Genomic DNA, 24,047 nt, shown 5'->3' with positions numbered 1-24,047 from the left:
GATTCGGACTATGGTACTGAATTTAGCGCTGAATAGGAGTTCGATGATCCCACTGCAGGCAAGTGATACACTCTCAACTCCCTCCATTGTCAGCAATTATGTCATTCCCGCCGCGTTGTTTCTCGTCACACTCGTCGTGGTATATCTGATCGGCCGGAGTATCCTCATTCCACTGCTCACACGAGTACTGAAAGAACAAGGGCACGATCCAGCTGTTCGAAGTTTAGCCGAGAATGTAGCAGGAATCCTTGTTTGGGTACTCGCTATCGCGCTTGCGTTCACGGTCGCTGGCTTTGGTGGTGTCATCGCCGCATTCGGTGTCTTTGCCGGTGCAATCGTACTCGCGATCGGGTTTGCCGCACAGGAACTCCTTGGCAACTTCGTTGCTGGAATCTTCATTCTCAAAGATCGGCCGTTCACGATCGGCGATTGGATCGAATGGAGCGGCGGTGAGGGGCAAGTTGAGGATATCGATTTGCGTGTAACTCGAGTGCGGACATTCGATAACGAGCGGATTACCGTTCCGAATGGTGACTTAGCGAATGATGCGGTGAAGAATCCGGTAGCCTATGATAAGCTCCGGCAGAAATTTGTCTTCGGGATCGGCTACGACGATGACATCGACCATGCAAAGGATGTGATTCTCGACGAAGCACGACAGCACGATGAAATCCTTGCAGATCCAGCACCCGATATTCGGGTGACTGAACTCGCTGACTCGTATGTTGGATTGCAAACTCGGTTCTGGATCGGTGAGCCTGGGCGAGGAAACTTTACGCGCATTCGATCCGAGCTGGTACAAGCAGTGAAAGAGCGGCTTGATGCCGAGGCAATCGACATGCCCTATCCAGTCCGAACGCTCGAAGGGTCGATTGAGGTCACGGAGTAACTTCCGCTCAGTCGTCGGTGTGTCCTCGCGTACGGTCGAACCAGCCGCGCCTTCGCTGAGTGTTCGCTAGGCACCATCGGACAGCATCGTTTGGCGTGACAGAAATGAAAAAGGGAGACGGGATTAGCAGCAGTCGGTGAGTGCACCCTTCCGGGTGGCTTCCGCACCACAGTTTTCACATTTCCAGTAGGTGTGATCGGCAGTGCCGTACATGTCGTAGCCGGTGTATGGGCCATTGATACGGTCGTCTTCCGATGGGAAGGCGTTGAGCGTCCCGTCGTCAGTTGCGTTTTCGACGGCAGCCATGTGTTTGCAGAAGGCGTTGCAATACTACTACTGAACAGAGTAGCATTTATTGCTAAGTAGAAGAATCTACTAGCATGGCAACGTCAGTGAAAATGGACGAGGGAACGAAGTCTGATTTGGAGAAGCTCCAAGCAGAAATTCGTCTAAAAGCAGGAAAGCAAGTAACACAGCAGGAAATCCTCGCCCGGATTGTTGCACACGCGGTTGATTCGAAAGCTGATCTCATCGATTCGTTTCGCGATGAAATGCCAGCACTCGATCCAAGTGAGCGAGAAGCGTTCCACCAAGGAATGATCTCCTCTGGCGTGAAAACATCGGAATCGGATATCGACGAAGAGCTATACGGATGAGCATTCTTATCGACACTGGTGTTTTTTACGCACATCATGATGAAGACGCAGAACGCCATGATACTGCAGTTTCTGCAATGAATACAGTACTTACTGGTGAATACGGACAACCGTACACCAGTGACTATGTCTATGACGAAACAGTCACATTAACTCGAATGCGGACTGGTTCATTTGCGGCTGCAAAAACCGTCTCCGACCGCATTCTTGGACGTGAATCATTCCCAGAGATATTCGAGATAATCCAGATGGGACATGATGACTTTAATGCGACAGTCGATACATGGATCCACTATCAAGACCACGATCTAAGTGTGACTGATGCAAGTCTCGTGACGCTCTGTGAACAGTATGATACTGATTCTATCCTCAGTTTTAACTCAGATTTCGATGGAATCGTCCATCGAACAGATCCATCTCATATGTCTACAGAATAAGAAGAGGGAAGAGCGTTAGTTCGGCAGTTCCTTTCGTCCCGTTCGCACGCATGGCCAGCACGGGAAGTCACCGAGACCGTCACAGTCGCAGTCTTCCGGTTCGGTATCGTCGTCGTCCAAGGGGAAGGCGTCGAGCGTCCCGTCGCCGGTTGCGTGTTCGACCGCAGCCATGTGTTTGCAGTAGGCGTTGCGGTGGACGTGATGCGGACAGGTGCAGGCCATCAGTTCCCCGGTCACGTCGTCGATGGAGACGGTGTATTGGTGGGCTGCAGGGTTCTCGTTGGTGACTTGGATGAATCCGAGGGCACCGTTCTTCCTCCCAATGTCTTTTGTGACCCGTATTCTGTAACCACTCTCGGGTGATTACGTTCCCGACTCTTCTTCAAAGAGACGTTGTGCATAGCGATAGATTGGCGCACCAAGCCAGTCCCGATCACGTGCAATGGTATCGAGTGCAGATCGAGCTTCGGAATCAGTAAGTGCACCACGTTTGATGAGTGCGCGGAGAAGAATTGGTGAAAGAGCGACATCAGCCGAGACAAGAGTAGTGAGTTCGGGAAGTGCTCGAAAATCGTCCGTAATGAGAAACGCTGCATCGGTCTCTTCAATAGCCGCGACACAACTCGCCTCACCAGCATCGATTCGACTCGAAGAAAGCTCTGGAGCGGGGATATCCAGAATCTCAATGTGATTGGAACGTTCGAGGACGGTTACTGCCCCGTGACCATGGACATCATCGTATTCTGCGGTTGATTCGAGTTCATCGGTGACGAGTGTCGTCGTCACGACGTCGTATTCGGTTAGCACGTCATCGAGAACATCACCGATCGCGAGAGAAATGAACGCGCTTGTATCGATAACCAGCATTTACAGATCTGCAAGTTTGTCGGCGAGGTCGTCTCCCTCGTCAAGAAGTTGCTTTGAGGTACGGACTGCTTCTGCGTCCTGGCGACCGATTATGTCCCTGAGGGTTTCGAAATCAAGTTCGTCTGCGAGATAGAGTTCAACGACTGCTTGTTGAAAGCTCTCTTCTGATTCGATTTCCTTGAGGTACTCTCGAAGCGCTTCGATGAGGAGTTCGGTTCGGTTTTTATGCGTAACTTCAGCAGCGATATCTGCATGAGTCACAAGTTCTTCCGGCAGACGAAAGTTGACTTTTCGGGTGCTCATCGTGTAGGTACGTTGTACCTACAGAGGCAAAAACGTTCCCCAGTAATTAGTGAGCCACCGACCGGTTAATGAGTGGAAAAATGTCAAATTCAGTTTCCGTTGTTAGTTCGGCAGTTCCTTCCAACCCGTTCGCACGCACGACCAGCATGGGAAGTCACCGAGGCCGTCACAGTCGCAGTTGTCTGGTTCGATATCGTCTTCGTCCTCGGACGGGAAGACATCGAGCGTGCCGTCGTCGGTTGCGGTTTCGACGGCGGCCATGTGTTTGCAGAGGGCATTCCGGTGGACGTGGTGCGGGCAGGTGCACGCCATCAGTTCTTCGGTCACGTCGTCGAAGGAGACGGTGTACTGGTGGGCTGCAGGGTTCTCGTGGCTTTCGTTGGTGACGTTAACGAGTCCGGGGATCGACGTCGACGGAGAACTGTTCGGCCTGTGCGCGTTTCTGTGCCGTCTCGTCATTCTGTGGGATTCTTAGTGACTTGCTGCCATTCTCATTCTCAAATTGTGTCGAATGAAGTAATAACGTCGCCCGTCGAATACACCGGTACTAGATCTTGCTCATCGAAATCAGAGTCGTCGTTCCAGACACCTGCCTCACAAGCAAGCGCACATGCAACATACAATACGTCGTCAGGATCTGTCGCACCAATCGCCTCGTCAGCCTGCTCAATGAATGGATAGAAGTCTGCAGCGGGAACGACGTCGATATATTGAAAGAGTAGTCCAATGAACTGATTGACTCGGTCCGCATCCATGCCGGATTTCTTGACGATCAGATCTTCGTAGTTCCCGATTTCGTTGTGCACAAATTCAGGGGTTAGAAGATCGGGTTCAAGTGTAACAATAAGTTCGCGTGTTTTCGAATTGGCGATAAGCGCGGAGATAACGACGTTGGCGTCGACAACCAGCTTCATTCGTCAATACTACCTCGACTCTTCTTCGAGGGATTTGCGTGCACTCTGGTTGATCTTGGCGGAAATTTCCTCGACATCCTCATTGGTGAGTTCACTGCCAGCTGTGAGTTCATCCATTAGGTCAAGTTTCTTGATCTTGTCTTCGATTGCCTGACGAGTGACCTCGCTCCAGTTGATCTCTGGATGGTTTTCCATTCGCTGCTTGAGGTCGTCATCGACGTTGACCGTGATAGTGGGCATACAGGATACTATGGAGACACAGAATACTGTGTCTTTCGATTAATGTCATTGGTATTTTTGTAGCAATCTGTGAGTTCGAGTTTCCTGCTGTGACCGCTCAATGGGTAGTGGATACACAAGCGAACGGAAAACCGTATCCGGTGGCCGCGAAACCTACCTGGTATGGGATTCCTTCAGGACATGCTGTGCATCACGGGCATCAGGCACGACTACGGCAACGTACACGGCGGGATGAAGCGCTGTCGGAACTGTGGGACCATCGAGGAAACCGAATAGCCCGCAGAACGGGCAGACCGGCCACGCACGCGATGCCCTACGACACAGGCTCATCGCACGATGTGGGAACGATCTTGCCTGTCAAGATCAAAGCTCGATGTCCGTATCGAGGAACCGAGCGGCCACCTTTTTGCACGGGTGGGGTCAATCGGGCATCGGTTAGTTCGGTAGTTCCTTCCGTCCCGTTCGCACGCATGGCCAGCACGGGAAGCCATTGAGACCGTCGCAGTCGCAGTCTTCGGGTTCGGCATCGTCGTCGTCCGATGGGAACGCCGTCAGGCTGCCGTCGTCGGTTGCGTTCTCGACGGCGGCCATGTGTTTGCAGTAGGCGTTCCGGTGGACATGATGCGGACAGGTGCAGGCCATCAATTCGTTGGTCACGTCGATGGAGACGGCGTACAAGACTTGCTCGCGACAGATGCACCAGCCTAGTGGTCAGTTTTCTCTCAATGTGTTCGGTGCAAATTCAACGGGGTTCGGTTTCGTGGCAATACTATCGGGAAAACCCAGATGCTATCATTTGGTACCCGAGTTTTCGGGGGCGAAGTCGGTCTATGACTCTTCTGATTCGCTTTCGTGATTAAATGACACAATGGTTCTCCAAGCACCGTGACAGCCTGGTGAACAAAAATGATGTGTTGATTGGGCTATTTCTCCTGGGGGCTTTCGAACCTGTTTTCGACAATACTCACACGTAACAAGCTCGCCTGCAATTGATTCACCATGTGTTTGCATGTGATGGAGTTTCATTGTTTGAATAGAACTAAAATCATCCCGACCGCATGTCGGGCACTTAATTGACGCTTCACTCATCATCACAGCAAGTTAGTCCCAAACAAGAAATAGTTACTCATGGCGGAGTAAACATCTCAGAAAATTTGTTATTATCTCAGATGTCAGGAGGAGAAACCTGGCAAGGTAGCAATTGGGACATGGTAGACTATACTGCTCCGGGTGTGGTGTACTGCTTTCGAGCGTCGATACCGAGCAATCCGACTACAGCAGTCCGTGCACACAAGCCACCACTTTGGCGTGGTGAAGCGTTCGCAGTGCTGCAAGGTGTCGAGAGTGTCCGTCCAGCGGGTGAATGTTGCGTCGTAATCTGCGTCGCCGAACTCGTGGTATTGCCATACGTGAAGACATGTGAGAACAACAGTAACGCTGACCCCGACTACTCCGAGAAGAATGTGGTTCCAAGACCGACCATTTGCAGTGTGGGAGGTTTTTCTATGGATGTAGTATTTTATAGATAAATAAAATTCTAATTATGTGCTTGTTAATTCATCTAGGTAAATGGCGGGGAGGATCGTGTCCACTACTTTCCGGCGCGTTTGACGAGGCGCTTCAGATTGAGGTGGCCAGCACCGTGGTAGGTCTCCCCACCGGGCGCGCTACTCGCAGTTTCCTGAATGAGTGATTCGACTTCTTCGACACTAGCCTTGGGCCGAAGCGAGCGAACAAGTGCAACCGCACCTGCGATTTGCGGAGCGGCCATTGAGGTACCTGCCTTCCAGCCGTAGCCGGGGACGGTGTTACCGCTCTCGTCGGTCTCGTAAATAGTCGAGTAGACGAGGTCATTTTCCGAACCGGGAACTTCATTATTGAATGCTTCGAGGTCGGCATTACCACCGGCGGCGCTGACATCGACTGCACCGCCGTAATTGGTGTAGAAGGCTGGCTGGGTCGTTGGCTCTTCCAGCCGATTGCCTGTGAGCCACTTTTCTTCGTTGTCACTGTGTTTGTTCCCCCAGCCAACTCCGATGGGGCCGGTCGCGGCGACGCCGAAGACGCCCTCGGCCTCCGTCGGGATGCTGAGGGTGTTCTCGGGACTCATGTCGAGCGAGTCATTGCCTGCGGAGTTTACGATGACCGTTCCTTGTGAACGGACGTACTCCGCGACCTGTTCTGCGATGCGGAGTTCTTCCGTCAAGAATGGGTACTGATCAACGTAGACATATGGCGCCGGGAAGCCGACGCTGTAGTTGATAGCATCACAGCCTGCTTCGGCGGCTTTCACCCACCCGGCGTAGCCGTCACCTTGTTTTCCTTCCTCACCAGAAAACATTCGATAGGAGACAATTTCAGTATTGGGAGCTGTCCCAAGAACACCGCCGTCGGGACCGTCGTTGCTATTGGTTGCGGCGATGATGCCGGCCACGTGTGTTCCGTGGCTGCCCGCGCCGTTGGGCCGCCAGTCATACTCATCTTCTGAGACGTTCTCGGAGAGTTCATCATTGACGACGTCCGCGAGGTCGGGGTGACCGTCGTAGACGCCGGTATCGACGACGGCGATACGGGTACCCGCGCCAGTCGTCACGTCGTGGATAGTCTTGCCGTTGCCGGGCTTGTCCGTCAAGTCGTTGCTGACGTTCTGTACACGTTTGTCCCACTGGTACTCGCTGTTCGAGGCCGAGCCGTCGTGGTTGTGGCTCGAACCCTTGCCGCTGGTCGTTGGTCCCTCTCGCGATCGGACAGCACCGATGCGGTCATCCCCTCGGTTGATAACACGGTCTGCGACCGTTGTGCCATTCACGCGCTCTTGGTCGCCGCGTGCAACGAGTACATCCGCCTGCGAGAGGTCATGGATGATCTCGATGTCGTCGGGGACTTCCGAGCGATCGACATCGCGGAGGTTGATGAAGAATCGCGAGTCCGAGGTAGTTGCCGTCGCAGTACTGACGCCGAGCGTCGCCGCGCCGAGTGTTGTACCGGTTAATTGGAGGAATGCCCGCCTGTTATGTCGTACCATGACATATTCAGTTACCAATTACTTATTATTAAATATTTCTTTTTCATCTAATAAGGTTGTTATCTAATATGTGTGATTTGGTTCTTACACCCATTATTTGAAGTCAAGACATAGCTGTTCAGCGACGTCTCTCAAGACGTAGCGTGGAGTAGCAGCAAAGGAGGAGAGCCGAACGCGGTAGATCTCCTCTCCGGAAAATCAAGGGTTATTAAGGGGTTACTCGGAATCTCTTTACGGCCGGTTTTCACGCACCCCCAGTGTTCGCGGTGTTGCGAGGTGTCGAGAGCATCGATCCAGGGGGTGAATGTTGCGCCGTGATCTGCGTCGCCGAACTCGTGATACTGCCAAGCGTGGATGAGTTCGTGGCGGACAGTGGAACTGAATTGCTCCCACCCGTGGTGTTCGTAGGCCGTCCAGGTCAGTGCAATCGTGATTGTCTCTGTTGCAGGGGTCGTACTTCGTGACGCCCGCTTGTCGTTGGGCTCGATGTGAGACCTCCCAGTCGATCGCTTCTACCGGCAAATCCGGGAAATGCCCGGTGGCAACGTCGGCTGCGTGCTGTTGTGCTCGGTCGAGGAGATCCGTCGGTGTCTCGAGGGTATCGTTGGTCGTTATATCGGCACTTTTCGTCAGCGTTCGCTGGTCGGTGATGTCCGAGAACATCAAATGGAAGAACGGTTCTTCGATGAATATCTGTCGAAAGCAATCGAAGCAGCTTATGTACGGATAAGTGCCGTCCCATTACCCGAAACCGTTATCAAATAGATCTCATAAGGGAACGTCACCGACACGGGATTTTGTTGATCACCGACGATCTGTTGTTCGATAAGACGGTCAAGAGCTCCTGCGTCAATTACTCTCCCAAGTGGTGGAAGGTCCAACTCGCTTTGGCGACTTCGGCTCGCTAATGCGGCGACGATTCCCATGCAGGTATTTCCCTGAGTGATATACGACGAGATATCATAGAGGTAGCTCGTTCGCACCCCGTTTGCATCTGCAGTATCATTTTCTGTGACTTGAATTGGTTTCAAATACTTCTCAGAGCTCATTTTTTCTCCCCCACTTTTATCCGGTATCCACGTGGTCGTTGAGTTTCCTGATTCTCTGATCCGAAGAGTCGTTCGGGAATCTCTATTAAAAGATAGACTGCGGAACGTACTGACGTTGTCGGTACTTACTGAATCAGTCGCGATACTCATTTGATCCAAACCAAGACCAAATGGAATTGAGCGATGATGAATACAAAGAAGATACTGTGAGACAGCCACTATTCGATATCAGGGGCGTCCTTGCACTCTCCCAAAAAAGCGATTATGGAAATTTATTGTAATATATCCGAGAACTGTATATAGGCCCATAACGGAGAGGAAAGTATGGGAAAACGAAATCAGACACAGAGAAGGAAATCAGAGGACCCGGTCTACAGGGCCATAGGGAATGATCAACGACGGGTGATTCTCTCGCTACTTTCTCAAACCCCACAGATATCCGAGCAAGCGCTCGCTCGCCGATTAACTACAACAGAACAAACGGCCCCGGATGAGAGTTTACCACCCGACGAAGTCAGGAACTCTCGTATTGATCTCTATCATCATCACCTTCCCATTTTAGAAGATACAGACTTCATTCGATGGAAGAGCGATGAAGACCTGATAACAACAACGGATCATATCGCACTTGAAGACCCACGGTTCCAACGGCTTCTACAGACAGAGGTCAAAGGAATTGATGATGTGCTGGCTGAACTCACGGAGACACGCCAGCGCCTCGTTCTCGCCATTCTTCGAGATGAGAATTCATCGATGTCGCAGACAGCACTTGCTCGTGAGGTCGTTAAGTGGGAGAGCGACGAAGCGGACCCGGCACAAGCAGCGGTCGATGAAACGGCGATAGCACTCCATCACAACCAGCTCCCGACACTGAGCGATGCTTCGATCATCGATTACGACACCGAAACCGGGCAGGCAACATACGCAAATCATCCAGCCGTCGAAGAAATTGTCAGGATTCTCCAGAAGCCTGATTCACGTCTTGTCAAGCGGTTGAATGGGTTCCTCGAAGGATTACAAACCTCGTACGAGCAAGCCACCGAGAGTACGAGCGATCCATTGGGTACACCAAGTATCTGGAGAGCACCCTATGAGTAGACCACCCGAGCTGTGGGCGTTCATATTGGCAAATACGTTTTTATTCTTCATTAGCAGTATTCTGATGCTGTTGAGTTTCTATGCATATTATCAAAACCCGAGAAAGACTTCGTACCGGGTTTCTACTATCGGATTTGCTTTTATTGTCCTCGGTGGACTCGTAGAACCGGTATATCAACTGGTCGTTCGGGTCGATTACAATATGAGTGGCACCGAACTTTTAATCACCCAGTCATGCGAAGGAGTGTTACTAGCGTTAGGGCTTGGATTGCTCTTTTATGCGATCACACATCACGATAGCGAGCGTTCTACAACTGGGGAGGACTCTACGACATCGCTCGATCCGAATTTATATGAATTCGATGAGAGCCGGTATAAACACTAAGCATGTGCGGGTATCTATTTTTATTCACTTTCTAAAATGAAACCAAGAGCAATGAGATCGATACCACCATCCCTCGACTCACGCAACCACCCTTCTGATAGTATCCTTACTCACTTTCTCAGCAACAAGAGCATATTTCAACCAGTTATATTGGAGCTATTCGCTGAGTAACCAAAGAAGATGGTTCCAATAGTCAAAAACCAATTAGCGAGCAATAGAGAATAGATTACTCTTCTGAATTATTTTGCGGCGTGATTTCGATCCGGCCGCCACTGCTCACAATCATTAGGTACTCATCAACGGTGAGCGTGATATGCCCCTGGTCTCGAGCAGTTCCATCGAACTGATTTTTGAAGAGGTTATCGAGTGAGGTTGGGTCTACGCTTGCATACAAGACCTCCTCTCCCTCGGTAGCGTCTACATCCATTACCTCGGCAAGCGCATGCGCGAGGATCATTGAAAGACGGGTTGCACTATCACGATCGTAGTACGTGACAGAACCATGCGACCGCTTTGATGGGGTATCAGGGACCATAACTTACCTGTTGATAACAGTGGGATCACCACGCTCGGTACCAATGAGCGAAGTTAAGGCCATGTTCTCCAACTAGAGATTCGACGCGAACGAAGAAAACCGCAGCGCAACGCTTGCTATTAGTACGTTCTGGGTGTGAGTGGTACGATGATTGTTCAATGGACTGAACAGCGAAACCCGGCTGAAGGCCCGTATTATGGGGTTCAGCAGGCTAGTGGGTGAGCGGTGGGTTTCTCGCTTTGCCCACGCCCGTCAGCCGGGACGTACCCACGTGCCGGTCCGAATCGGCAGACCAGCGCATTAAATCCGGAGAACCATCGTCAGATGCTGCGATGATACGACTTGTGGTTCACTGAGGTTTACATTTGACGGTAATTCTCCTCAGATAGACCTTGGACTGGGTCGTTTATCTCTGTGTCGCTACCCCGCTCCGTTGGTTTCAAAATTCGATCCAATGGCGAGATATGGGACAACTGTGATTTCGGTGAGCGTTCGCTGGTCAGTATTACCGAGACCGTCACTTGGCGTATCATAGATAGAAAAGACTGACGCCATAGTTAGTTCAGCAATTCCGTCCGTCCCATTCGCACGCACGGCCAGCACGGGAAGTCACCGAGGCCGTCACAGTCACAGTCTTCGGGTTTGGTCTCGTTGTCGTCCTCGGAGGGGAATGCCTCAAGCGTGCCGTCGTCCGTCGCGTTCTCGACGGCGGCCATGTGTTTGCAGTAAGCGTTGCGGTGGACGTGATGCGGGCACGTGCAGGCCATCAGTTCGTTGGTCGCGTCGTCGATAGAGACGGTGTACTGGTGGTTTGCGGAATTCTCGTGGCTCTCATTAGTTACTTCGACCAGTCCGGGGGCATCGACGTCGACGGAGAACTGTTCGGCCTGTGCGCGTTTCTGTGCCGTCTCGGCAGCTTCAAGTTTACTAGGCGATTTCGTTGACATGGTCTTTCCATGGATTCGGAAGACCGGTGCCGGGTGCACCAACACCCGGCGCGTTTCTACACACGCCCGAGGGCACCGTTCTTCCTACCAAATGCTATGGACTAATGCATAGTAAAGCTACCAACTTTGCATTAGTGCATAGAATTGAAGTAGGCAGAGGTGCATAGATTGAACTATGTTGGTACAAAAACCGCATGCAATGAGTCGATACCGAGCGATCATGACAGAGACCGATCGAGAGCATATCAGCGGTGAAAGCGATCCCTCGAACCAACAGCGTGATCAGGCCGTCTATCGCGTGAGTAAGCGAATCACCGAGGAACTCCCAAAGGACATTGCTGTACTTGCTGAGCATCGACCCGACAAACTCGAAGAACTCCGGGAGATCGTCTGTGAAGAGAGTGAACCGGAATGAGCGATTTCAACATTGTCGGTGGAGGCAGGCCTGTGGTGATTGTTAAGTGTCGTATGTGTGGTGGAGGAGTCTCACGGGACTTCCGAGCAATGGTCAGGGGAGTTGCGAAGTTCAGAGGATGTTTTCAGCGAAGAATATTTAATAGGGGATGATTATTGAAAAATTATGGAATTACCCTCATCAACAGTTGGTCGAGTTGTTCTACTGCTGATTGTCATACTAATTATTCTGCCTATCGCCGGGATCACGACGTATATCACCGTACCTCTAGCAATTATGCTGGCAATTGCACTTTTCCTCAAGAATGAAACCCGATCGTCCGATAACGAATCAGTAGAAGAATAGATCCAGTATGCGCTATGACTGAGGACGAGAGTGAGCGCGACGAGCAGGGACGATTTGCGGAGCAAACGACTGACGACGATATTCGTCGAGTGGTTCGTAAGTCAGAGTTTCCGGCAGTGACCACCTGGTGGGAGATAATACAGTCTTGTCCCGGATTGTAGGAGGAGTTTAGTATGCTTCAATGGTGGCCATTACCCGACCAGCATACTGCTCTGCCGTAATATCGCCTCTAGCGTAGGCTCTCGCATCACTGGAAAAGACGATGTATGACCCAGCAACATCACCATTTTGCTCGTCAAAGACTGTAACGATCAGATATTCTGGTTCATCGTTGTTACTGACAACATAGTTCGCCCATCCTCCAGCGACTGTCCCAATTTCTCCGGCCAATTCGGAGGGGTCTGTCTGGGATGAATAGTGGTTCAAGAACGCTGAACTCGAGCCGATATCAGCTTGATCGACATGGACACCGTGCGCCCCAATATCCGCCGTCAGATCCGACTCAGTGTACGTACGAGCCATCGTCGTTGGTTCCACAGACGTGGTCTCAACCGTAGTTGGCTCTATTGTAGTTGTGGGTGTCGGAGTTGTTGTTGTGGATACTAGCGTCGTCGTGTCGGCAGTTGTCGTTGGCTCACTGGTGGTGATTGTAGTCGTTATTTTGTCGCCGCTGACGTCGGCTTCACCGGTACAGCCAGCAAAAACGACCATGAGGCTAACGAGTACGAGAGTGATGCTTCTGGTGTAGGTGCGATAATTCATAGGATACTTTCCCAGCGACAGATACGCTCGCCGAGGAGATAAATATATGCTAAGTGAAGAAATAGAATATCTAACTCATAGGATAGAGAAATTATCGTGCTAACATGGTTATTTATGATCTCAAGAATATCAATATTATACTGAAATCGAACATACTATCTTATAATATGAAATTGTGTATATGAGTTCATGATTCAAAATCGAATCAGTATGCTTGGAAGGTGGACCGATGGCCAATCAGTAGTCATTCGAATCGTCGCACTCCTTGGAGGGCTCGTTGCGTTCCGACTTGCACAGATGGGAACCTACGTTGCAGAGGGAATGAGTGATGTAGGACTCGTGCTTGTTGGTATTCCTGTCATTGTCGTTGCCCTCCTATCGTTGTACGTCGTCTTCGTCACTGCTCGCTCATTCTGGCGCGATTGGCGCGGTAGGCGGCCAATCGTATGAGTAACAGACATGCATATACTGTTTTCTAACGTGGAGCGACAATCCTAGTAGCAATGAGCCGTTGCGCTCATTCAGGATTTGGATCGCCAAGGTTAGTATTCAATACTAACCCAGCACTCACGGATTCCTGATTGGGACGAGTATAGAGCAATTCGCTCTCCGCATCATCGTAATCGCTCTCAGGTCCACCGATGATGAGATCTAGCTCTCGGGTGCTGCCACCGACCTCGATTGTCTCCGGAGAGCGTCCGTCATATTCGAATTCATGACTCTGTAGAGCCTGTCCGAAAAGTGTTTTTCTTGTCGATGGATTCGGCTAATTAACGCTATAACCGATCCTGAGGCCGTGAAATTCGTCTCATAATTGTTTTTCGGACAGGCTCTGTAGCAACCCTCAATAGACGAAATGAATCGCGTGCCGAATACAGAGAAGAAATTCTTCTCTGCATCTCAAGCGCACCTTGCAATCGAGTGAAGACAGCGTTACCCAGGACCCTCGACGTTCACAACCCAGGGTTCGCCACCGCAGAGCCAGATGATCCCTGTGTGGGCAGTATCAGTCGGGTTGGTATCGCGGTGGATCAGCCTCGGCGGAACGTGGAAACTCTCGCCGATCTCAATCCTTGCACTGTTCTCGCCCACTGGACCATACTCGGTTTCGCTCGGTCCATCGACAGCATAACCAAAATAGACGTTATCTCCATGGTGGTGCCAGCCAGCAGCGGCCCCCCCAGCCGCTTGGACACGCATCATGAGGACCGCAGCTTCGGGAAATGGTGTCTCTCGGATCAGGTTCGGACTCTCGGCAGTTGGTACAAGGTCGTCGGGACCGACGATAGCTGGTTCGGCGTCCTCGTCAATAGTTGTCGATGCAGCAACCTGCGTAATGTCAAAATCGCTAGTGACGACTGCTAGAATCTCCAGTTGATCACCCCCACCGATGTACCTGTGAACGGTTGTCGGAGGCACGTGGAGGAAGTCGCCTGTCTCAATAGTTGTCGATTGACCTTCGCTATGTGCAATCCGTCCTTGGCCAGTGCGAACCCATCCATAGATGGCTCCTTCCCGGACGTGCCACGGCGTATTCTCGTCGATCCGAAGCAATACGAGCCGATAGTCAGCAACGTGAAACAACGTCTGCTCGACAAGACCAGCCATCGGTTCGGTTCGATCTCTATCCGTCGGATCGACGACTCGAATGTCACCGCTCATATCGTACAAGTAGACTCGTGGCCGGATTACTTCTTTGTTGGGCGGTACCGAAACGGGAATGTGGGATGGTAAACGATCCAAATTCATCACTGACCTGCTGCAAGTCACGCGGGCGTCGAGAGGTCCAATTAGTGTTTCTGGGCAAGATACGTATTCATTCAGCACGACTCCTGAAACCGATCACCGAAAAAGGGTTTCAACAAGGCCGAATTCGTCGATGGCATCGTCGGTCTCGAATGCAAGGACAACATCAGCATCACTCTCTCGTGTGACTTCCTTCGTCGAGTTCACAAAACGTCCCGTGAGCCACGCACTGCGAAGGCGATCCTCGTCAACTTCGAGTGCATCTCGGATCTGTGGCCACGTTGGCTTGCGTTCGTTATCGCCTATTGCAGTGGAGTATCGGTGATTAGCTACAAAAATGGACAACCAAAAATCAACACAACACTATGTAGTGCTGCTTGTGGATCTACCATGGATCGTATGGAGTCAGATACTGGCCGGAGGCGGCGATCGTCGTCCCTTCGGATGAAGGATGCGCTGGATGATTCCATCAATGTCTGGGGCAGGCACCTCCTCGGGGTCGTCGGATGGGTAGTATGGGATGGGCATGGACTTGTACTCAAAGGAGTAATACAATGACAACCCTAATAATTGTATGGTATTATTATGTAGAATTTGTGTGAACCAGATATCACTATAACCAAAACTATGTGCAAGCAACTAATGAGTAAGAATTGGAGCGAGGTGACTCATTGGAGGCTGGCGTTCAACAATCCGTGTCAGTAACAGGTTCAATACCAGGGATTGAGAGAGGCGATGAGCAGCTACAAATCGCGCGCTTGGACGGTTTTCCGGTCGTTTTCCTCGGCCCGTCGAGAAGCGTTGTCGATGACTGAAGCAACTTCCTCATCGAGTGCATCGTAGAAGTCACTTGCCACGTTTTGTCCTTCGAGCTGTTCTTTCACTGCGGATTTGACAATCAAATCGGCCATACAAGCGTCTAGACGGTAGAATACTACAAAAAGACGGCGGCAAAATAGTCGAGAGGGGACCAATAGGTTGGATCACTGATGAGGATATTCTTCGAGTGATTCGTGAATCCGAGTTTCCGGCAATGACCGCTCGATGGGTTGTAGATCTTCATCCCGATAGCGACATGATATGGTTTCGGAGAAAGAGGAATACATGTCGTGTCGTGATACGGAATTCGCGACGCGTTGTTCAATCTAATCGCCGTACTACTTGGATAGAGTACGACGACGGCGCAAGTCTGGGATGGGCCAAACGATACCAAAGAGGACTCGGTTGAAGCTGACACCGATGGCTAATCCAAGAAAGAACCATGGGAAGATCTCAATAGGAAGTGTACTAGTAGCCCCTGCGTAAAGAATTCCAATCATTCCGATAGCCCCGACAGCGATCATCGCCCAGAGGCCGGCAGGACTCCGATCTGCAGCAGCGCTCAGCATGCCAGTCACAGTGGCGACACTCACGGCAATCCACCACAGCTCAACCGAGGACGTGGCGATTTGCACCATTATTACAAAGTTAAAAACGCACGAAGATACGATGATAAAATCGATAGTAATAATCTTTCTCTCAGGGGACCGTTCCATACTAGAAATTGGAAAGTGAACGTATTAAAAGTTCATCGGGAGATGAACGCCGGCCAGTGCATCAGCGGCTCGAGGAGTTGTATGAGCAGGGTACGTTGGAACGGGGGAAATTGAGTCCGCGGGTGGTTATCTGGTGGATTCCCAAAGAATGACCAAGAGGATGGAAAACAGCTCTTGATTACTACAGCACCGTCAACGGATCACGCAAAATAAGGTTCTCTGTTACCCCGTTCCGAGCAGCAATGTCTTGGACGATAGTACGAAGTTTTGTATCGGCGGTTACCAGGTGGACGGTATTGTCAGTAGCGAGACCACAGACAAGGGCTGGAATGTATTGATCGGCTTTGACGGTATGTTCCGGGAGCGTATCGTCTGCAATGCGTCGACGCGCTTCATCAATGATACCGCTGTACGTTTCGAAATCCGGTGTCCGAAGCACGAGGAACCCTTCGTCGACGAGGTCTTGGATTGCCCGTGCTGAGGCACGATGATTGACTGGTGCATCGTCATTCGCAAGGATATCGTCAACGAGTTCTTGCTTGACCGACCGCGGGAGGATGAGAGTAGACCCTTTTTCAACGGCGGTACGAACGCGATCCGGAAACGCTCGACCATGCATGATAACTGCGTTTGCATCCAGTACAACGACACTCATCGGTTGAACAGCTCGAGTTCAGCCGCCAGCCGAAGGAAGTCAGCATGCTGCATGTCAAGCGTACCACTCGCCTCGCGGTACGTGAGTTCACCTGCTTCGACACGCCCCCAGATATCGAGGAGTTCGTCGATGATACCGTCACCATACGTCGCAAGCATGTAGTCGATTGTTTCGGACTCGGTCTCGACAGCCGTCGCGATGGCATCCAGTGACAGTTGAATGTCAAACTCAACAGCGCTGTAGGTTGCAGGCTTCATTTGCTCGCGATGCAGGAGCCCCGCTTGGTGCAACTCACGGCAATAGTCGTGCGCTGTCGTATGTGGAATTCCGAGGTCTTCTTTGAGGGCTGTTACGGTAAACCACTCGTGATCGGCCGCGTAGCTAAGGATATCGAGTTTCCGGTCGTTTGCCAGTTGCTCAAACACCGTTTGAAGCCGTTTTCGTGAGATGGGGGTATCGTCTGTAACACTCATACGGAATTCACGAATATACGAATCACTCGTATATGCCTAAGTGTTTCGCACTGTCTTCGTTCGGAGAAGATATTGTGTAATCGGTCACAAGCGGTCGTTGTCCGATGATAATGTTACTGTACAATCTGGGGTATTAATGTGATTTGCTACCGTTTATCATAGTGACGATGTCCATTCAGGGTACTGATTCAGTGGGTGGGGAATCACTTCTCCGCAGAAATAGCGTCCGTTTTGCGGAATTCCTTCTCTCTGAACAAATTGTGAAAACAGCCTCGTGGTTCGTAATCGGGAGTGTGTTCGTTGGTCTCGTTACCGCCCGACTCATCGGAAGATACCACGTTCCAATCGAGGTACTCGTTTTCTTGTTCTTGGGACAGAGTTTATTCATCGTCGGCTTCTATTATCTACAGCAGGCCACATTCCCTCCGAAATACCATCGAATAGATTGAAAGACCGCAGATTAGAGAAGGAAAGAAATCCCGATCGATTGTAGCGACTGCCTTGACAACCGACTCCCGCCGCCATAGTTAGCGCTCATTCCTTGTTGTGCAATGCAACTACAGTCGTTTCAATTGAACGTGGGCTCGTTCTAGCTCTCTTCGACTGCATCAGCGATACGCTGGAGTTGGCGAGTGACATCACGTACCTCGTCGCGGAGGTGGCGAACCTCCTTGACGAGTTCCTCATTACCGCCACTCTCGCTCTCACCAGGTCGACCACCGGGGGCACCGCCGCCCATCATGCCTCCCATCATCTGTGCCATTGGATTACCGCCGCCGCCCATACCAGGGCCCCCACTACCACCGAAGGGGCTCTCAGGTCGTTCGCCTTCCCCTTCTTCAGCGCGTTGTTCACGCATTTCTTCGACACGCTCTCGGAACGATTGTTTCTCGGAATTGTCTTGGGAATCTGGAGTTTCTTGTGTGTGTTCGTCACTTGTATCGGTATTGTCGTCAACCATACGTCTGGTTCTGATCCCTCTGTCATAAAAGAATGACGACTGATGATCTTTTGAAGAGGATTGCAGTCATCGGTCTGTATTGTGTATAGCGCTGCGATCGATTGAGCGAGGTGTCAGCTCAGGAAACGGGTAGTGGATCCGAAGAGGAGCTGGGTGATGATTTATTCACGCAGGCTGTCGATGACCAGCAGGATCCGGCCGACCAATATGATGACTCGCTCTAATCTTTATCTCAAAAGAATCAGCCAAGACTGCCCTCCATTTCGAGTTCGATGAGGCGGTTCAGCTCCACCGCGTACTCGATTGGAAGCTCTTCCGTGATGGGTTCGATGAACCCGCTCACGATCATCTGTTTCGCGTCGTCGTCGTCCAATCCGCGACTCTGGAGGTAAAACACGTCCTCGTCGCCGATTTTGCCGACCGTTGCCTCGTGAGCAACGTCGACGCGGTCTTCGTTGATTTCCATGTACGGCATGGTGTCCGACGTGGATTCGTTGTCGAACATCAGTGCGTCACATTCGACCGACGTGGACGAATCCACCGCACCGTCGCTGATGTGGACGAGACCGCGGTAGTTGGTTCGGCCGCCGTCCTTACTGATGGACTTCGACTCAATGGTGGAGTTCGTCTGTGGCGCGTTGTGGTACACCTTCGCGCCGGTGTCGATGTTCTGGCCTTCGCCGGCGAATGCGATAGAGATCTGGTTGGCAGAAGCTCCACGCCCTTTCAAAATGGAGCATGGGTAGAGCATGGTAGCTTTCGATCCCATGCTCCCCGACACCCACTCCATGCGGCCACCGGCTTCGACGATGGCGCGCTTGGTGTTCAGGTTGAAGGTGTTCTTCGACCAGTTCTGCACGGTCGAATACTGGACGTGAGCGTCCTCGTCCACGAACACTTCGACGCCGCCGGAGTGGAGGTTGTGACTGCCATATTTCGGCGCGGAACAACCTTCGATGTAGTGGACTTCGGAGCCTTTCTCGGCGATGATGAGGGTGTGCTCGAACTGTCCCATCCCTTCGGAGTTCATTCGGAAGTACGCCTGTACGGGCATTTGGACCGTTACGTTCTCGGGGACGTAGACGAACGACCCGCCCGACCAGACGGCCCCGTGGAGTGCCGCGAACTTGTTGTCGCTCGGCGGCACACATTTCGTCATGAAGTACTCTTTGACGAGGTCTTCGTGTTCTTGGACGGCTTCGTCCATGTTACAGAAGACGACGCCTTTCTCCTCCCACTGCTCCTGCATGTTCTGGTAGACGACTTCGGACTCGTACTGGGCACCGACGCCGGAGAGCGCTTTGCGCTCGGCTTCCGGAATGCCAAGTTTCTCGAACGTGTCCTTGATGTCGTCCGGGAGGTCGTCCCAGCTGTCCGCGCCTTCACGCTTGTCGACGTCCGGACGAATATAAGGAATGATCTCTTCGACGTCGAGTTGCGTCAAGTCGGGCTGGCCGGGCCAGTCCGTCGGCAGGGGCATATTCTGGTAGTGCTCCAGCGCGCGAAGGCGGCGCTGGAGCATCCATTCGGGTTCGTCCTTGTCATCGCTGATGAGGCGGACGACCTCTTCGGTCAGTCCTTTGTCGGATTTGACCGCGGCTCGTTGTTCTTTCTTGAACTCGAACCGTTCCTCTGTGTCTGTATCGCGCAGGTGATGCTGGTCTGAACTCATATTTAAAAGTGAGTGCTCTAGCCTGATGAGGCTGGTGGGTGAGTTAACGATGGACAGGAGTGTATATTGGGATCTTCGTTGATCCGTTCCTCGTCTGTCTTCATCGAATTTGGGGTGGTAGGTCGTCTTTCCTGCCGTTCGTTGCGCGCGGTGTGAGACTGTCCACTCAATCGGCAACTCTGGGAAGTGTTCGGCGACGACGTCCGCCGCGTGCGCTTGCGCTCGGTCGAGCAGGGCGCGCTTAGTCGTCGGTATGTCGTCTTCGCGTTTGGTCGTATCCGCACACTCGGTTAGCGTTCGCTGGGCACCATCGGACAGCGTTGGTTGGCGTGACAGAACTGAAAAAGGGAGACGGGGTTAGCAGCAGTCGGTGAGCGCGCCCTTCCGGGTGGCTTCCGCGCCACAGTCCTCACACGTCCAATATGTGTGATCGATGTTGCCGTACGTGTCGTAGCCAGTGTGCGGGCCACTGATACGCTCGTCGTCGTTGTCCTCCGATGGGAACGCATCGAGCGTCCCGTCGTCGGTTACGTCGTCCAGCGTGACGACGTATTGGTGTTCAGCGGGGCAGTCGTGGCTCTCATTGGTCACTTTGACCATTTCGGGGGCATCGACGTCGAAGGAAAATTGTTCGGCCTGTGCGCGTTGCTGTGCCGTCTCGGCAGCTTCAAGAGCACCGGATAGGTGTGTTCTCGTTATCGATTCAGTTACTCATGAATTTGTGCACACCTCCGAGTCGGTATCAGAGTTACGATGGATAACATAGCAATGGGGATCACAGTTGGGCTGGGTCGGAGATTACAGTGTAATCGGCATGGCGGTGAAACTAACCTCTGTTCAGCGAAGTAAAAACGGAAGGCTGAAAAACTGATTAGCGGAAAAAACAATTAAGCTGTGCGCTCATTTCGAGCTGAAGAGTCGACCTACGAGCGATCCGTTGTAATCGATGCAAGTACCGTAGGAAACGTTACTGTCACAGTTGCTGCGTATGCAGAACGAACGGACGAAATTGCGGTTCTTGATAGTCTGTATGCCGCTGCTGATGGACACTCTTTCTTCCCGTTTCGAGACAAATCCCACAATCTCAACCACGAGGACAGTATCGGCCTTTTTGAAAACGCCATCGTTGCTAATGGGCATCGATTGAAGGCAACAGCTCATCTGGGGCATGACGGCTCAGATCAAGAGCGAGTAGAAGCCGTCCAATCGGCAATTCTCGTCGAAGAACTGCAAACACCAGAGACATTAGTGGTCCTCGATGGCAATGAAGATAAGGCGAATCGATTTGGCAATGCTATTCGCGGGATTTCGTCTGACATACCACCGATTGCGACCTGCATTCAATCTGAACTCTACTACCCGACAGCCCTGCTTGCGGACTTGTGTGCCAGCCACCTCGCACATGTAATCGAACATCCCCGTCATTGCGCTACCGTAGAACCACCTGCTCCGATTTCGAAAGAAGTGTATCACAATTACTGGGGCAAAGCATACAATTCGATGGTGAATTCATCGCACCGAGTTGCAACAGAGTCACTTGAACAGCGTCGTGCAGATACTGTTAGTCAGCGCGTCTGTTGCTGGTTTGAAGGTCATATGGGTGGCGGAGAACCATATTCGTTTGAGCAGTCGCTACAGCCAATTATCCAGTATGTGCGCGAGAACGGGTATGAAGAACTGGCGATGCAACTCTCTGAAATTTAGAAACAGGTGCATTTCCTGTGCCCACGTCCGTCGTCAACGCCCATTGGTTTGCACCGCCGGGCTTCCGGGGCATGGTCACACAGGCTCCACGCAGCACCTTTGCGCTCATATATACAAAGGAACTGATGGCATATAGACGTTTGGATGAACGGCGGAATGACCGTGGACTGGAACAGTAGACGAGCCGAACAGGGTTAGTTTGGCAGTTCTTTTCGTCCGGTCCGCACACACGGCCAGCACGGGAACCCGTTAAGGCCCTCACAGTCGCAGTCTTCTAGTTCGGCATTGTTGTCGTCCTCGGACGGGAATGCGTTGGGCGTCCCGTCCTCAGTTGCGCTTTCGACGGCGGTCATGTGCTTGCAGAAGGCATTGCGGTGAACGTGATGCGGACACGTACAGGCCATCAGTTCCTCGGTCACGTCGTCGATGGAGACGGTGTACTGGTAGTCTGCAGGCGTCTCGTGGCTCTCGTTGGTGACGTCGATGAGCCCAGGGGCATCGACGTCGAAGGAGAACTGCTCCTACTGTGCGCGTTTCTGTGCCGTCTCGGCGAGTTCACTGTCCGTAGGAGATTTCAGCGTATTTTTGTTATCAGATTATAGCACCAATGTTGACGAAGACTAATCGATTGTATGGGAGAGCTATTTTGTTGACAGCGGTCATTATATGTGCCCGATGTTTACCTCCCACAATATGAATTAAAATATACAATATGTCTCAAATCCGGGGCACTTCTTATATATCATTGCCTCGAATTTGAGACTATATGTTGTCAAAAGAAGAGTTACGGGTGATCGAAGCACTCGATGGTCCCAAAACAAGACAGGACCTCGCAGCGGAACTTGACTACGCCCCATCGACGGTGACAAATGCGGTCAGTCACCTCGCGAGTTTGAATTTCGTAATTCGTGATACATCTACTGGAGAGGTTCTCGTGACGTTGAGCGAAGCACGGAGTCTCGAGGTGTATCAATCACTCATAAAGGCACATCCACACATTGATTTCCCCGATCTTTCGGCCGTGGATACGCGCCGTAGGCTTGTTTACACACCCGCCGCCGATGGCCGGGCCGGATGTTCCACGTTGAACCGATAATGTTAATTTTTTTCACGGTTCATAACTTGTTATGAAGGCAAAATTTAATGCGAACCGTCAGAACATTCGAGGCTACACTCACAAACCAACAACAGGTGAGTGACGACCTCGACCAGCTCGGATGGGCCGCGTCCAAACTCTGGAACGTCGGTCGCTACTACGCACAAGAACGGTGGGATGCTGCGGGCGAGATTCCCGATGACGGGGAACTCAAAGCCGAACTCAAAGGCCACGAACGCTATACGGACTTACATTCGCAATCCAGTCAGCGTGTTCTCGAAGAACTCGCTGAAGCGTTCACCGGCTGGCTCGGTAAGCGTCGCAACGGCGATAGTCGTTGCCGACCGCCCGGATTCCGCAAACAGGGGGATTCACACCCACGTTCTACCGTGTCGTTCAAAGCGGCTGGCTTCAAGCATGATGCACAGTATCAGCGCGTTCGCCTCTCGAAAGGTCGCAACCTCAAAGAACACCGTTCGGACTTCATTCTGTGTGAGTACCAGACTCGCCCGGATGTTGACTTGACCGAGTGGGACATCCAACAGGTTCGTGCTGTTCACAAGCGCGACGAGTGGCGGCTTCAATTCGTCTGTCGAACCACAATCGACCCGAACCCACCAGGTGACGAAACAGCCGGAATTGACCTCGGAATTTGTAATTTCGTCGCGCTTTCATTTGGTGGCGAGTCGATTCTGTTTCCCGGCAACGTCTTGAAAGAGGACGAATACTACTTCGGGAAAGAGAAGGCCAAGTGTGACGATTCCCAGTCTCGAAAGCGAATGCGGATTGACCGCAAACGCACCGACCGACGGTCTCACTTCCTTCACACTCTCACGAAACACATCGTTTCCGAGTGCGTTGAGAGATGCGTCGGAACTATCGTTGTGGGTGACCTCGATGGTATCCGCAACGATGAAAACGGCGACTCTCGAAATTGGGGCAAGCACGGCAATCTCGACTTGCATGGCTGGGCATTTGACCGGTTCACTAAACTCCTTGAGTACAAGGCCGAAGCCGAAGGCATCGAGGTTACACTGGTGTCAGAACGCAATACGTCGAAGTCGTGTTCGGTTTGTGGAACGGTCGATGGCGACCAGCGGGTTGAACGTGGGTTGTACGTCTGCGACGAATGCGAGGTGGCGATGAATGCCGATGTGAACGGTGCTGAGAATATTCGACAAAAAGTAACTCCGAGTCTCGTCTGCGATGGAGGAGATAGGAGTACCGGCTGGTTGGCACAGCCAGCGGTTCACTTGTTCGACCGTAGTGAGGGCTGTTTCGCTCCACGAGAACAGGTTGGTAACCGCGAACCCTAATATCCCAACTCGGGGGATTCCC

33 protein-coding genes are annotated in these 24,047 nt (G+C 51.9%); 9 read left to right on the top strand and 24 right to left on the bottom strand.

Annotated elements, in window-relative coordinates:
* The first annotated feature begins 43 nt into the window (after positions 1 to 43).
* Positions 44 to 889, top strand: coding sequence for a mechanosensitive ion channel family protein (locus tag BW974_RS21105; RefSeq protein WP_076432695.1), 846 nt, complete (start codon positions 44 to 46; stop codon positions 887 to 889).
* A 123-nt stretch (positions 890 to 1,012) separates the two neighbouring features.
* On the opposite strand, the gene BW974_RS26730 is transcribed toward BW974_RS21105, so the two are convergent.
* A complete protein-coding gene (locus BW974_RS26730) occupies positions 1,013 to 1,195 on the bottom strand; it encodes a DUF8118 domain-containing protein (RefSeq protein ID WP_076432693.1) in 183 nt (60 codons plus the stop codon).
* A 74-nt stretch (positions 1,196 to 1,269) separates the two neighbouring features.
* On the opposite strand from BW974_RS26730, the gene BW974_RS21095 reads away from it, so the two are divergent.
* Positions 1,270 to 1,545: a hypothetical protein gene (locus tag BW974_RS21095; RefSeq protein ID WP_076432691.1), complete on the top strand. Its 276-nt coding sequence runs from the start codon at positions 1,270 to 1,272 to the stop codon at positions 1,543 to 1,545.
* Positions 1,542 to 1,982, top strand: a complete 441-nt coding sequence (locus BW974_RS21090; RefSeq protein WP_076432689.1) for a type II toxin-antitoxin system VapC family toxin — start codon at positions 1,542 to 1,544, stop codon at positions 1,980 to 1,982. Before BW974_RS21095 ends, BW974_RS21090 begins: the two co-directional genes overlap by 4 nt.
* A gap of 15 nt (positions 1,983 to 1,997) precedes the next feature.
* On the opposite strand, the gene BW974_RS25010 is transcribed toward BW974_RS21090, so the two are convergent.
* The 10 genes from BW974_RS25010 to BW974_RS21045 all read right to left on the bottom strand — a co-directional run bounded on the left by BW974_RS25010 (position 1,998) and on the right by BW974_RS21045 (position 8,380).
* Complete coding sequence (locus BW974_RS25010) at positions 1,998 to 2,219, bottom strand: SWIM zinc finger family protein (RefSeq protein WP_139328970.1); 222 nt, start codon at positions 2,217 to 2,219, stop codon at positions 1,998 to 2,000.
* A 126-nt stretch (positions 2,220 to 2,345) separates the two neighbouring features.
* Complete coding sequence (locus tag BW974_RS21085) at positions 2,346 to 2,849, bottom strand: PIN domain-containing protein (RefSeq protein WP_076432687.1); 504 nt, start codon at positions 2,847 to 2,849, stop codon at positions 2,346 to 2,348.
* Positions 2,850 to 3,152 carry a CopG family transcriptional regulator gene (locus BW974_RS21080; RefSeq protein WP_076432685.1) on the bottom strand — a complete coding sequence of 101 codons (303 nt, stop codon included), beginning with the start codon at positions 3,150 to 3,152 and terminating at the stop codon, positions 2,850 to 2,852.
* Positions 3,153 to 3,254: 102 nt separating this feature from the next.
* Positions 3,255 to 3,611: an SWIM zinc finger family protein gene (locus BW974_RS25920; protein WP_175609754.1), complete on the bottom strand. Its 357-nt coding sequence runs from the start codon at positions 3,609 to 3,611 to the stop codon at positions 3,255 to 3,257.
* Positions 3,612 to 3,649: 38 nt separating this feature from the next.
* Positions 3,650 to 4,066, bottom strand: a complete 417-nt coding sequence (locus BW974_RS21070; protein WP_076432683.1) for a PIN domain-containing protein — start codon at positions 4,064 to 4,066, stop codon at positions 3,650 to 3,652.
* Positions 4,067 to 4,075: 9 nt separating this feature from the next.
* Entirely contained in the window at positions 4,076 to 4,306 is a 231-nt protein-coding gene (locus tag BW974_RS21065; RefSeq protein WP_076432681.1) for a hypothetical protein, read from the bottom strand.
* 435 nt (positions 4,307 to 4,741) lie between these two features.
* Positions 4,742 to 4,984 (bottom strand): SWIM zinc finger family protein, encoded by a 243-nt coding sequence (locus tag BW974_RS25005; RefSeq protein WP_245800231.1) that lies wholly within the window; start codon positions 4,982 to 4,984, stop codon positions 4,742 to 4,744.
* A gap of 913 nt (positions 4,985 to 5,897) precedes the next feature.
* Positions 5,898 to 7,331 carry a S8 family peptidase gene (locus BW974_RS21055; RefSeq protein ID WP_076432679.1) on the bottom strand — a complete coding sequence of 478 codons (1,434 nt, stop codon included), beginning with the start codon at positions 7,329 to 7,331 and terminating at the stop codon, positions 5,898 to 5,900.
* Between the two features lie 131 nt (positions 7,332 to 7,462).
* Complete coding sequence (locus tag BW974_RS26725; RefSeq protein ID WP_245800235.1) at positions 7,463 to 7,753, bottom strand: SprT-like domain-containing protein; 291 nt, start codon at positions 7,751 to 7,753, stop codon at positions 7,463 to 7,465.
* Between the two features lie 294 nt (positions 7,754 to 8,047).
* The gene (locus tag BW974_RS21045; protein WP_076432677.1) at positions 8,048 to 8,380 is read right to left on the bottom strand and encodes a HalOD1 output domain-containing protein; all 333 of its coding nucleotides are present in this window, start codon (positions 8,378 to 8,380) and stop codon (positions 8,048 to 8,050) included.
* 324 nt (positions 8,381 to 8,704) lie between these two features.
* Between BW974_RS21045 and BW974_RS21040 the strand changes: the two genes are divergently transcribed.
* Together BW974_RS21040 and BW974_RS26270 are read left to right on the top strand one after the other, a co-directional pair.
* Positions 8,705 to 9,478 carry a DUF7344 domain-containing protein gene (locus BW974_RS21040; protein WP_076432675.1) on the top strand — a complete coding sequence of 258 codons (774 nt, stop codon included), beginning with the start codon at positions 8,705 to 8,707 and terminating at the stop codon, positions 9,476 to 9,478.
* Complete coding sequence (locus BW974_RS26270) at positions 9,471 to 9,863, top strand: hypothetical protein (protein ID WP_139328968.1); 393 nt, start codon at positions 9,471 to 9,473, stop codon at positions 9,861 to 9,863. The genes BW974_RS21040 and BW974_RS26270 overlap by 8 nt, the downstream gene beginning before the upstream one ends.
* A 226-nt stretch (positions 9,864 to 10,089) precedes the next feature.
* On the opposite strand, the gene BW974_RS21030 is transcribed toward BW974_RS26270, so the two are convergent.
* Together BW974_RS21030 and BW974_RS25915 are read right to left on the bottom strand one after the other, a co-directional pair.
* Positions 10,090 to 10,320, bottom strand: a complete 231-nt coding sequence (locus BW974_RS21030; protein WP_084186429.1) for a HalOD1 output domain-containing protein — start codon at positions 10,318 to 10,320, stop codon at positions 10,090 to 10,092.
* Positions 10,321 to 10,955: 635 nt separating this feature from the next.
* Positions 10,956 to 11,345: an SWIM zinc finger family protein gene (locus tag BW974_RS25915; RefSeq protein ID WP_175609763.1), complete on the bottom strand. Its 390-nt coding sequence runs from the start codon at positions 11,343 to 11,345 to the stop codon at positions 10,956 to 10,958.
* A 220-nt stretch (positions 11,346 to 11,565) separates the two neighbouring features.
* Here BW974_RS25915 and BW974_RS21020 point away from each other — a divergent pair, with 220 nt between their 5' ends.
* Positions 11,566 to 11,760: a hypothetical protein gene (locus tag BW974_RS21020; RefSeq protein WP_245800230.1), complete on the top strand. Its 195-nt coding sequence runs from the start codon at positions 11,566 to 11,568 to the stop codon at positions 11,758 to 11,760.
* Between the two features lie 513 nt (positions 11,761 to 12,273).
* On the opposite strand, the gene BW974_RS21010 is transcribed toward BW974_RS21020, so the two are convergent.
* Positions 12,274 to 12,867 (bottom strand): DUF8159 domain-containing protein, encoded by a 594-nt coding sequence (locus BW974_RS21010; RefSeq protein ID WP_076432663.1) that lies wholly within the window; start codon positions 12,865 to 12,867, stop codon positions 12,274 to 12,276.
* Positions 12,868 to 13,077: 210 nt separating this feature from the next.
* On the opposite strand from BW974_RS21010, the gene BW974_RS21005 reads away from it, so the two are divergent.
* Complete coding sequence (locus BW974_RS21005) at positions 13,078 to 13,317, top strand: hypothetical protein (protein WP_139328966.1); 240 nt, start codon at positions 13,078 to 13,080, stop codon at positions 13,315 to 13,317.
* A 483-nt stretch (positions 13,318 to 13,800) separates the two neighbouring features.
* Here the strand turns inward: BW974_RS21005 and BW974_RS24385 are convergent, their stop codons facing one another.
* The 9 genes from BW974_RS24385 to BW974_RS26720 all read right to left on the bottom strand — a co-directional run bounded on the left by BW974_RS24385 (position 13,801) and on the right by BW974_RS26720 (position 20,509).
* The gene (locus tag BW974_RS24385) at positions 13,801 to 14,529 is read right to left on the bottom strand and encodes a cupin domain-containing protein (RefSeq protein WP_175609762.1); all 729 of its coding nucleotides are present in this window, start codon (positions 14,527 to 14,529) and stop codon (positions 13,801 to 13,803) included.
* Between the two features lie 489 nt (positions 14,530 to 15,018).
* A complete protein-coding gene (locus BW974_RS27075) occupies positions 15,019 to 15,141 on the bottom strand; it encodes a hypothetical protein (protein WP_281247726.1) in 123 nt (40 codons plus the stop codon).
* A gap of 215 nt (positions 15,142 to 15,356) precedes the next feature.
* A complete protein-coding gene (locus BW974_RS20985; protein WP_076432659.1) occupies positions 15,357 to 15,524 on the bottom strand; it encodes a DUF1931 domain-containing protein in 168 nt (55 codons plus the stop codon).
* A 246-nt stretch (positions 15,525 to 15,770) separates the two neighbouring features.
* Positions 15,771 to 16,148: a hypothetical protein gene (locus BW974_RS20980; RefSeq protein WP_076432657.1), complete on the bottom strand. Its 378-nt coding sequence runs from the start codon at positions 16,146 to 16,148 to the stop codon at positions 15,771 to 15,773.
* Between the two features lie 181 nt (positions 16,149 to 16,329).
* A complete protein-coding gene (locus tag BW974_RS20975) occupies positions 16,330 to 16,803 on the bottom strand; it encodes a PIN domain-containing protein (protein WP_076432655.1) in 474 nt (157 codons plus the stop codon).
* Complete coding sequence (locus BW974_RS20970; protein WP_076432653.1) at positions 16,800 to 17,276, bottom strand: helix-turn-helix domain-containing protein; 477 nt, start codon at positions 17,274 to 17,276, stop codon at positions 16,800 to 16,802. Before BW974_RS20970 ends, BW974_RS20975 begins: the two co-directional genes overlap by 4 nt.
* A 589-nt stretch (positions 17,277 to 17,865) precedes the next feature.
* Positions 17,866 to 18,237 (bottom strand): hypothetical protein, encoded by a 372-nt coding sequence (locus BW974_RS20960; RefSeq protein ID WP_076432649.1) that lies wholly within the window; start codon positions 18,235 to 18,237, stop codon positions 17,866 to 17,868.
* Between the two features lie 241 nt (positions 18,238 to 18,478).
* Entirely contained in the window at positions 18,479 to 19,909 is a 1,431-nt protein-coding gene (sufB, locus tag BW974_RS20955; protein WP_076432647.1) for a Fe-S cluster assembly protein SufB, read from the bottom strand.
* Between the two features lie 357 nt (positions 19,910 to 20,266).
* The gene (locus BW974_RS26720; protein WP_245800229.1) at positions 20,267 to 20,509 is read right to left on the bottom strand and encodes a DUF8118 domain-containing protein; all 243 of its coding nucleotides are present in this window, start codon (positions 20,507 to 20,509) and stop codon (positions 20,267 to 20,269) included.
* 294 nt (positions 20,510 to 20,803) lie between these two features.
* On the opposite strand from BW974_RS26720, the gene BW974_RS20945 reads away from it, so the two are divergent.
* The gene (locus BW974_RS20945) at positions 20,804 to 21,613 is read left to right on the top strand and encodes a hypothetical protein (protein WP_076432642.1); all 810 of its coding nucleotides are present in this window, start codon (positions 20,804 to 20,806) and stop codon (positions 21,611 to 21,613) included.
* A gap of 194 nt (positions 21,614 to 21,807) precedes the next feature.
* Here BW974_RS20945 and BW974_RS25910 read toward each other — a convergent pair whose 3' ends face one another.
* Entirely contained in the window at positions 21,808 to 22,032 is a 225-nt protein-coding gene (locus BW974_RS25910; RefSeq protein ID WP_175609753.1) for an SWIM zinc finger family protein, read from the bottom strand.
* A 724-nt stretch (positions 22,033 to 22,756) separates the two neighbouring features.
* On the opposite strand from BW974_RS25910, the gene BW974_RS20930 reads away from it, so the two are divergent.
* Positions 22,757 to 24,025: an RNA-guided endonuclease InsQ/TnpB family protein gene (locus BW974_RS20930; RefSeq protein WP_076432637.1), complete on the top strand. Its 1,269-nt coding sequence runs from the start codon at positions 22,757 to 22,759 to the stop codon at positions 24,023 to 24,025.
* The last annotated feature ends 22 nt before the right edge of the window (positions 24,026 to 24,047 follow it).

The sequence above is a fragment of the Haladaptatus litoreus genome (assembly GCF_900156425.1).
Taxonomy (GTDB): domain Archaea; phylum Halobacteriota; class Halobacteria; order Halobacteriales; family Haladaptataceae; genus Haladaptatus; species Haladaptatus litoreus.
Note: the sequence above shows the minus strand (reverse complement) of the source record. Positions and strands in the feature narration are given on the sequence as shown.

What these genes read in the sequence shown, in the direction of transcription:
- BW974_RS21105 (WP_076432695.1), top strand. Translation starts at nt 44, where the DNA reads ATGATCCCACTGCAGGCAAGTGATACACTCTCAACTCCCTCCATTGTC.
- BW974_RS26730 (WP_076432693.1), bottom strand. Translation starts at nt 1,195, where the DNA reads ATGGCTGCCGTCGAAAACGCAACTGACGACGGGACGCTCAACGCCTTC.
- BW974_RS21095 (WP_076432691.1), top strand. Translation starts at nt 1,270, where the DNA reads ATGGCAACGTCAGTGAAAATGGACGAGGGAACGAAGTCTGATTTGGAG.
- BW974_RS21090 (WP_076432689.1), top strand. Translation starts at nt 1,542, where the DNA reads ATGAGCATTCTTATCGACACTGGTGTTTTTTACGCACATCATGATGAA.
- BW974_RS21085 (WP_076432687.1), bottom strand. Translation starts at nt 2,849, where the DNA reads ATGCTGGTTATCGATACAAGCGCGTTCATTTCTCTCGCGATCGGTGAT.
- BW974_RS21080 (WP_076432685.1), bottom strand. Translation starts at nt 3,152, where the DNA reads ATGAGCACCCGAAAAGTCAACTTTCGTCTGCCGGAAGAACTTGTGACT.
- BW974_RS25920 (WP_175609754.1), bottom strand. Translation starts at nt 3,611, where the DNA reads ATGACGAGACGGCACAGAAACGCGCACAGGCCGAACAGTTCTCCGTCG.
- BW974_RS21070 (WP_076432683.1), bottom strand. Translation starts at nt 4,066, where the DNA reads ATGAAGCTGGTTGTCGACGCCAACGTCGTTATCTCCGCGCTTATCGCC.
- BW974_RS21065 (WP_076432681.1), bottom strand. Translation starts at nt 4,306, where the DNA reads ATGCCCACTATCACGGTCAACGTCGATGACGACCTCAAGCAGCGAATG.
- BW974_RS21055 (WP_076432679.1), bottom strand. Translation starts at nt 7,331, where the DNA reads ATGGTACGACATAACAGGCGGGCATTCCTCCAATTAACCGGTACAACA.
- BW974_RS21045 (WP_076432677.1), bottom strand. Translation starts at nt 8,380, where the DNA reads ATGAGCTCTGAGAAGTATTTGAAACCAATTCAAGTCACAGAAAATGAT.
- BW974_RS21040 (WP_076432675.1), top strand. Translation starts at nt 8,705, where the DNA reads ATGGGAAAACGAAATCAGACACAGAGAAGGAAATCAGAGGACCCGGTC.
- BW974_RS26270 (WP_139328968.1), top strand. Translation starts at nt 9,471, where the DNA reads ATGAGTAGACCACCCGAGCTGTGGGCGTTCATATTGGCAAATACGTTT.
- BW974_RS21030 (WP_084186429.1), bottom strand. Translation starts at nt 10,320, where the DNA reads ATGATCCTCGCGCATGCGCTTGCCGAGGTAATGGATGTAGACGCTACC.
- BW974_RS25915 (WP_175609763.1), bottom strand. Translation starts at nt 11,345, where the DNA reads ATGTCAACGAAATCGCCTAGTAAACTTGAAGCTGCCGAGACGGCACAG.
- BW974_RS21020 (WP_245800230.1), top strand. Translation starts at nt 11,566, where the DNA reads ATGACAGAGACCGATCGAGAGCATATCAGCGGTGAAAGCGATCCCTCG.
- BW974_RS21010 (WP_076432663.1), bottom strand. Translation starts at nt 12,867, where the DNA reads ATGAATTATCGCACCTACACCAGAAGCATCACTCTCGTACTCGTTAGC.
- BW974_RS21005 (WP_139328966.1), top strand. Translation starts at nt 13,078, where the DNA reads ATGCTTGGAAGGTGGACCGATGGCCAATCAGTAGTCATTCGAATCGTC.
- BW974_RS24385 (WP_175609762.1), bottom strand. Translation starts at nt 14,529, where the DNA reads ATGAGCGGTGACATTCGAGTCGTCGATCCGACGGATAGAGATCGAACC.
- BW974_RS27075 (WP_281247726.1), bottom strand. Translation starts at nt 15,141, where the DNA reads ATGCCCATCCCATACTACCCATCCGACGACCCCGAGGAGGTGCCTGCC.
- BW974_RS20985 (WP_076432659.1), bottom strand. Translation starts at nt 15,524, where the DNA reads ATGGCCGATTTGATTGTCAAATCCGCAGTGAAAGAACAGCTCGAAGGA.
- BW974_RS20980 (WP_076432657.1), bottom strand. Translation starts at nt 16,148, where the DNA reads ATGGAACGGTCCCCTGAGAGAAAGATTATTACTATCGATTTTATCATC.
- BW974_RS20975 (WP_076432655.1), bottom strand. Translation starts at nt 16,803, where the DNA reads ATGAGTGTCGTTGTACTGGATGCAAACGCAGTTATCATGCATGGTCGA.
- BW974_RS20970 (WP_076432653.1), bottom strand. Translation starts at nt 17,276, where the DNA reads ATGAGTGTTACAGACGATACCCCCATCTCACGAAAACGGCTTCAAACG.
- BW974_RS20960 (WP_076432649.1), bottom strand. Translation starts at nt 18,237, where the DNA reads ATGGTTGACGACAATACCGATACAAGTGACGAACACACACAAGAAACT.
- sufB (WP_076432647.1), bottom strand. Translation starts at nt 19,909, where the DNA reads ATGAGTTCAGACCAGCATCACCTGCGCGATACAGACACAGAGGAACGG.
- BW974_RS26720 (WP_245800229.1), bottom strand. Translation starts at nt 20,509, where the DNA reads ATGGTCAAAGTGACCAATGAGAGCCACGACTGCCCCGCTGAACACCAA.
- BW974_RS20930 (WP_076432637.1), top strand. Translation starts at nt 22,757, where the DNA reads ATGCGAACCGTCAGAACATTCGAGGCTACACTCACAAACCAACAACAG.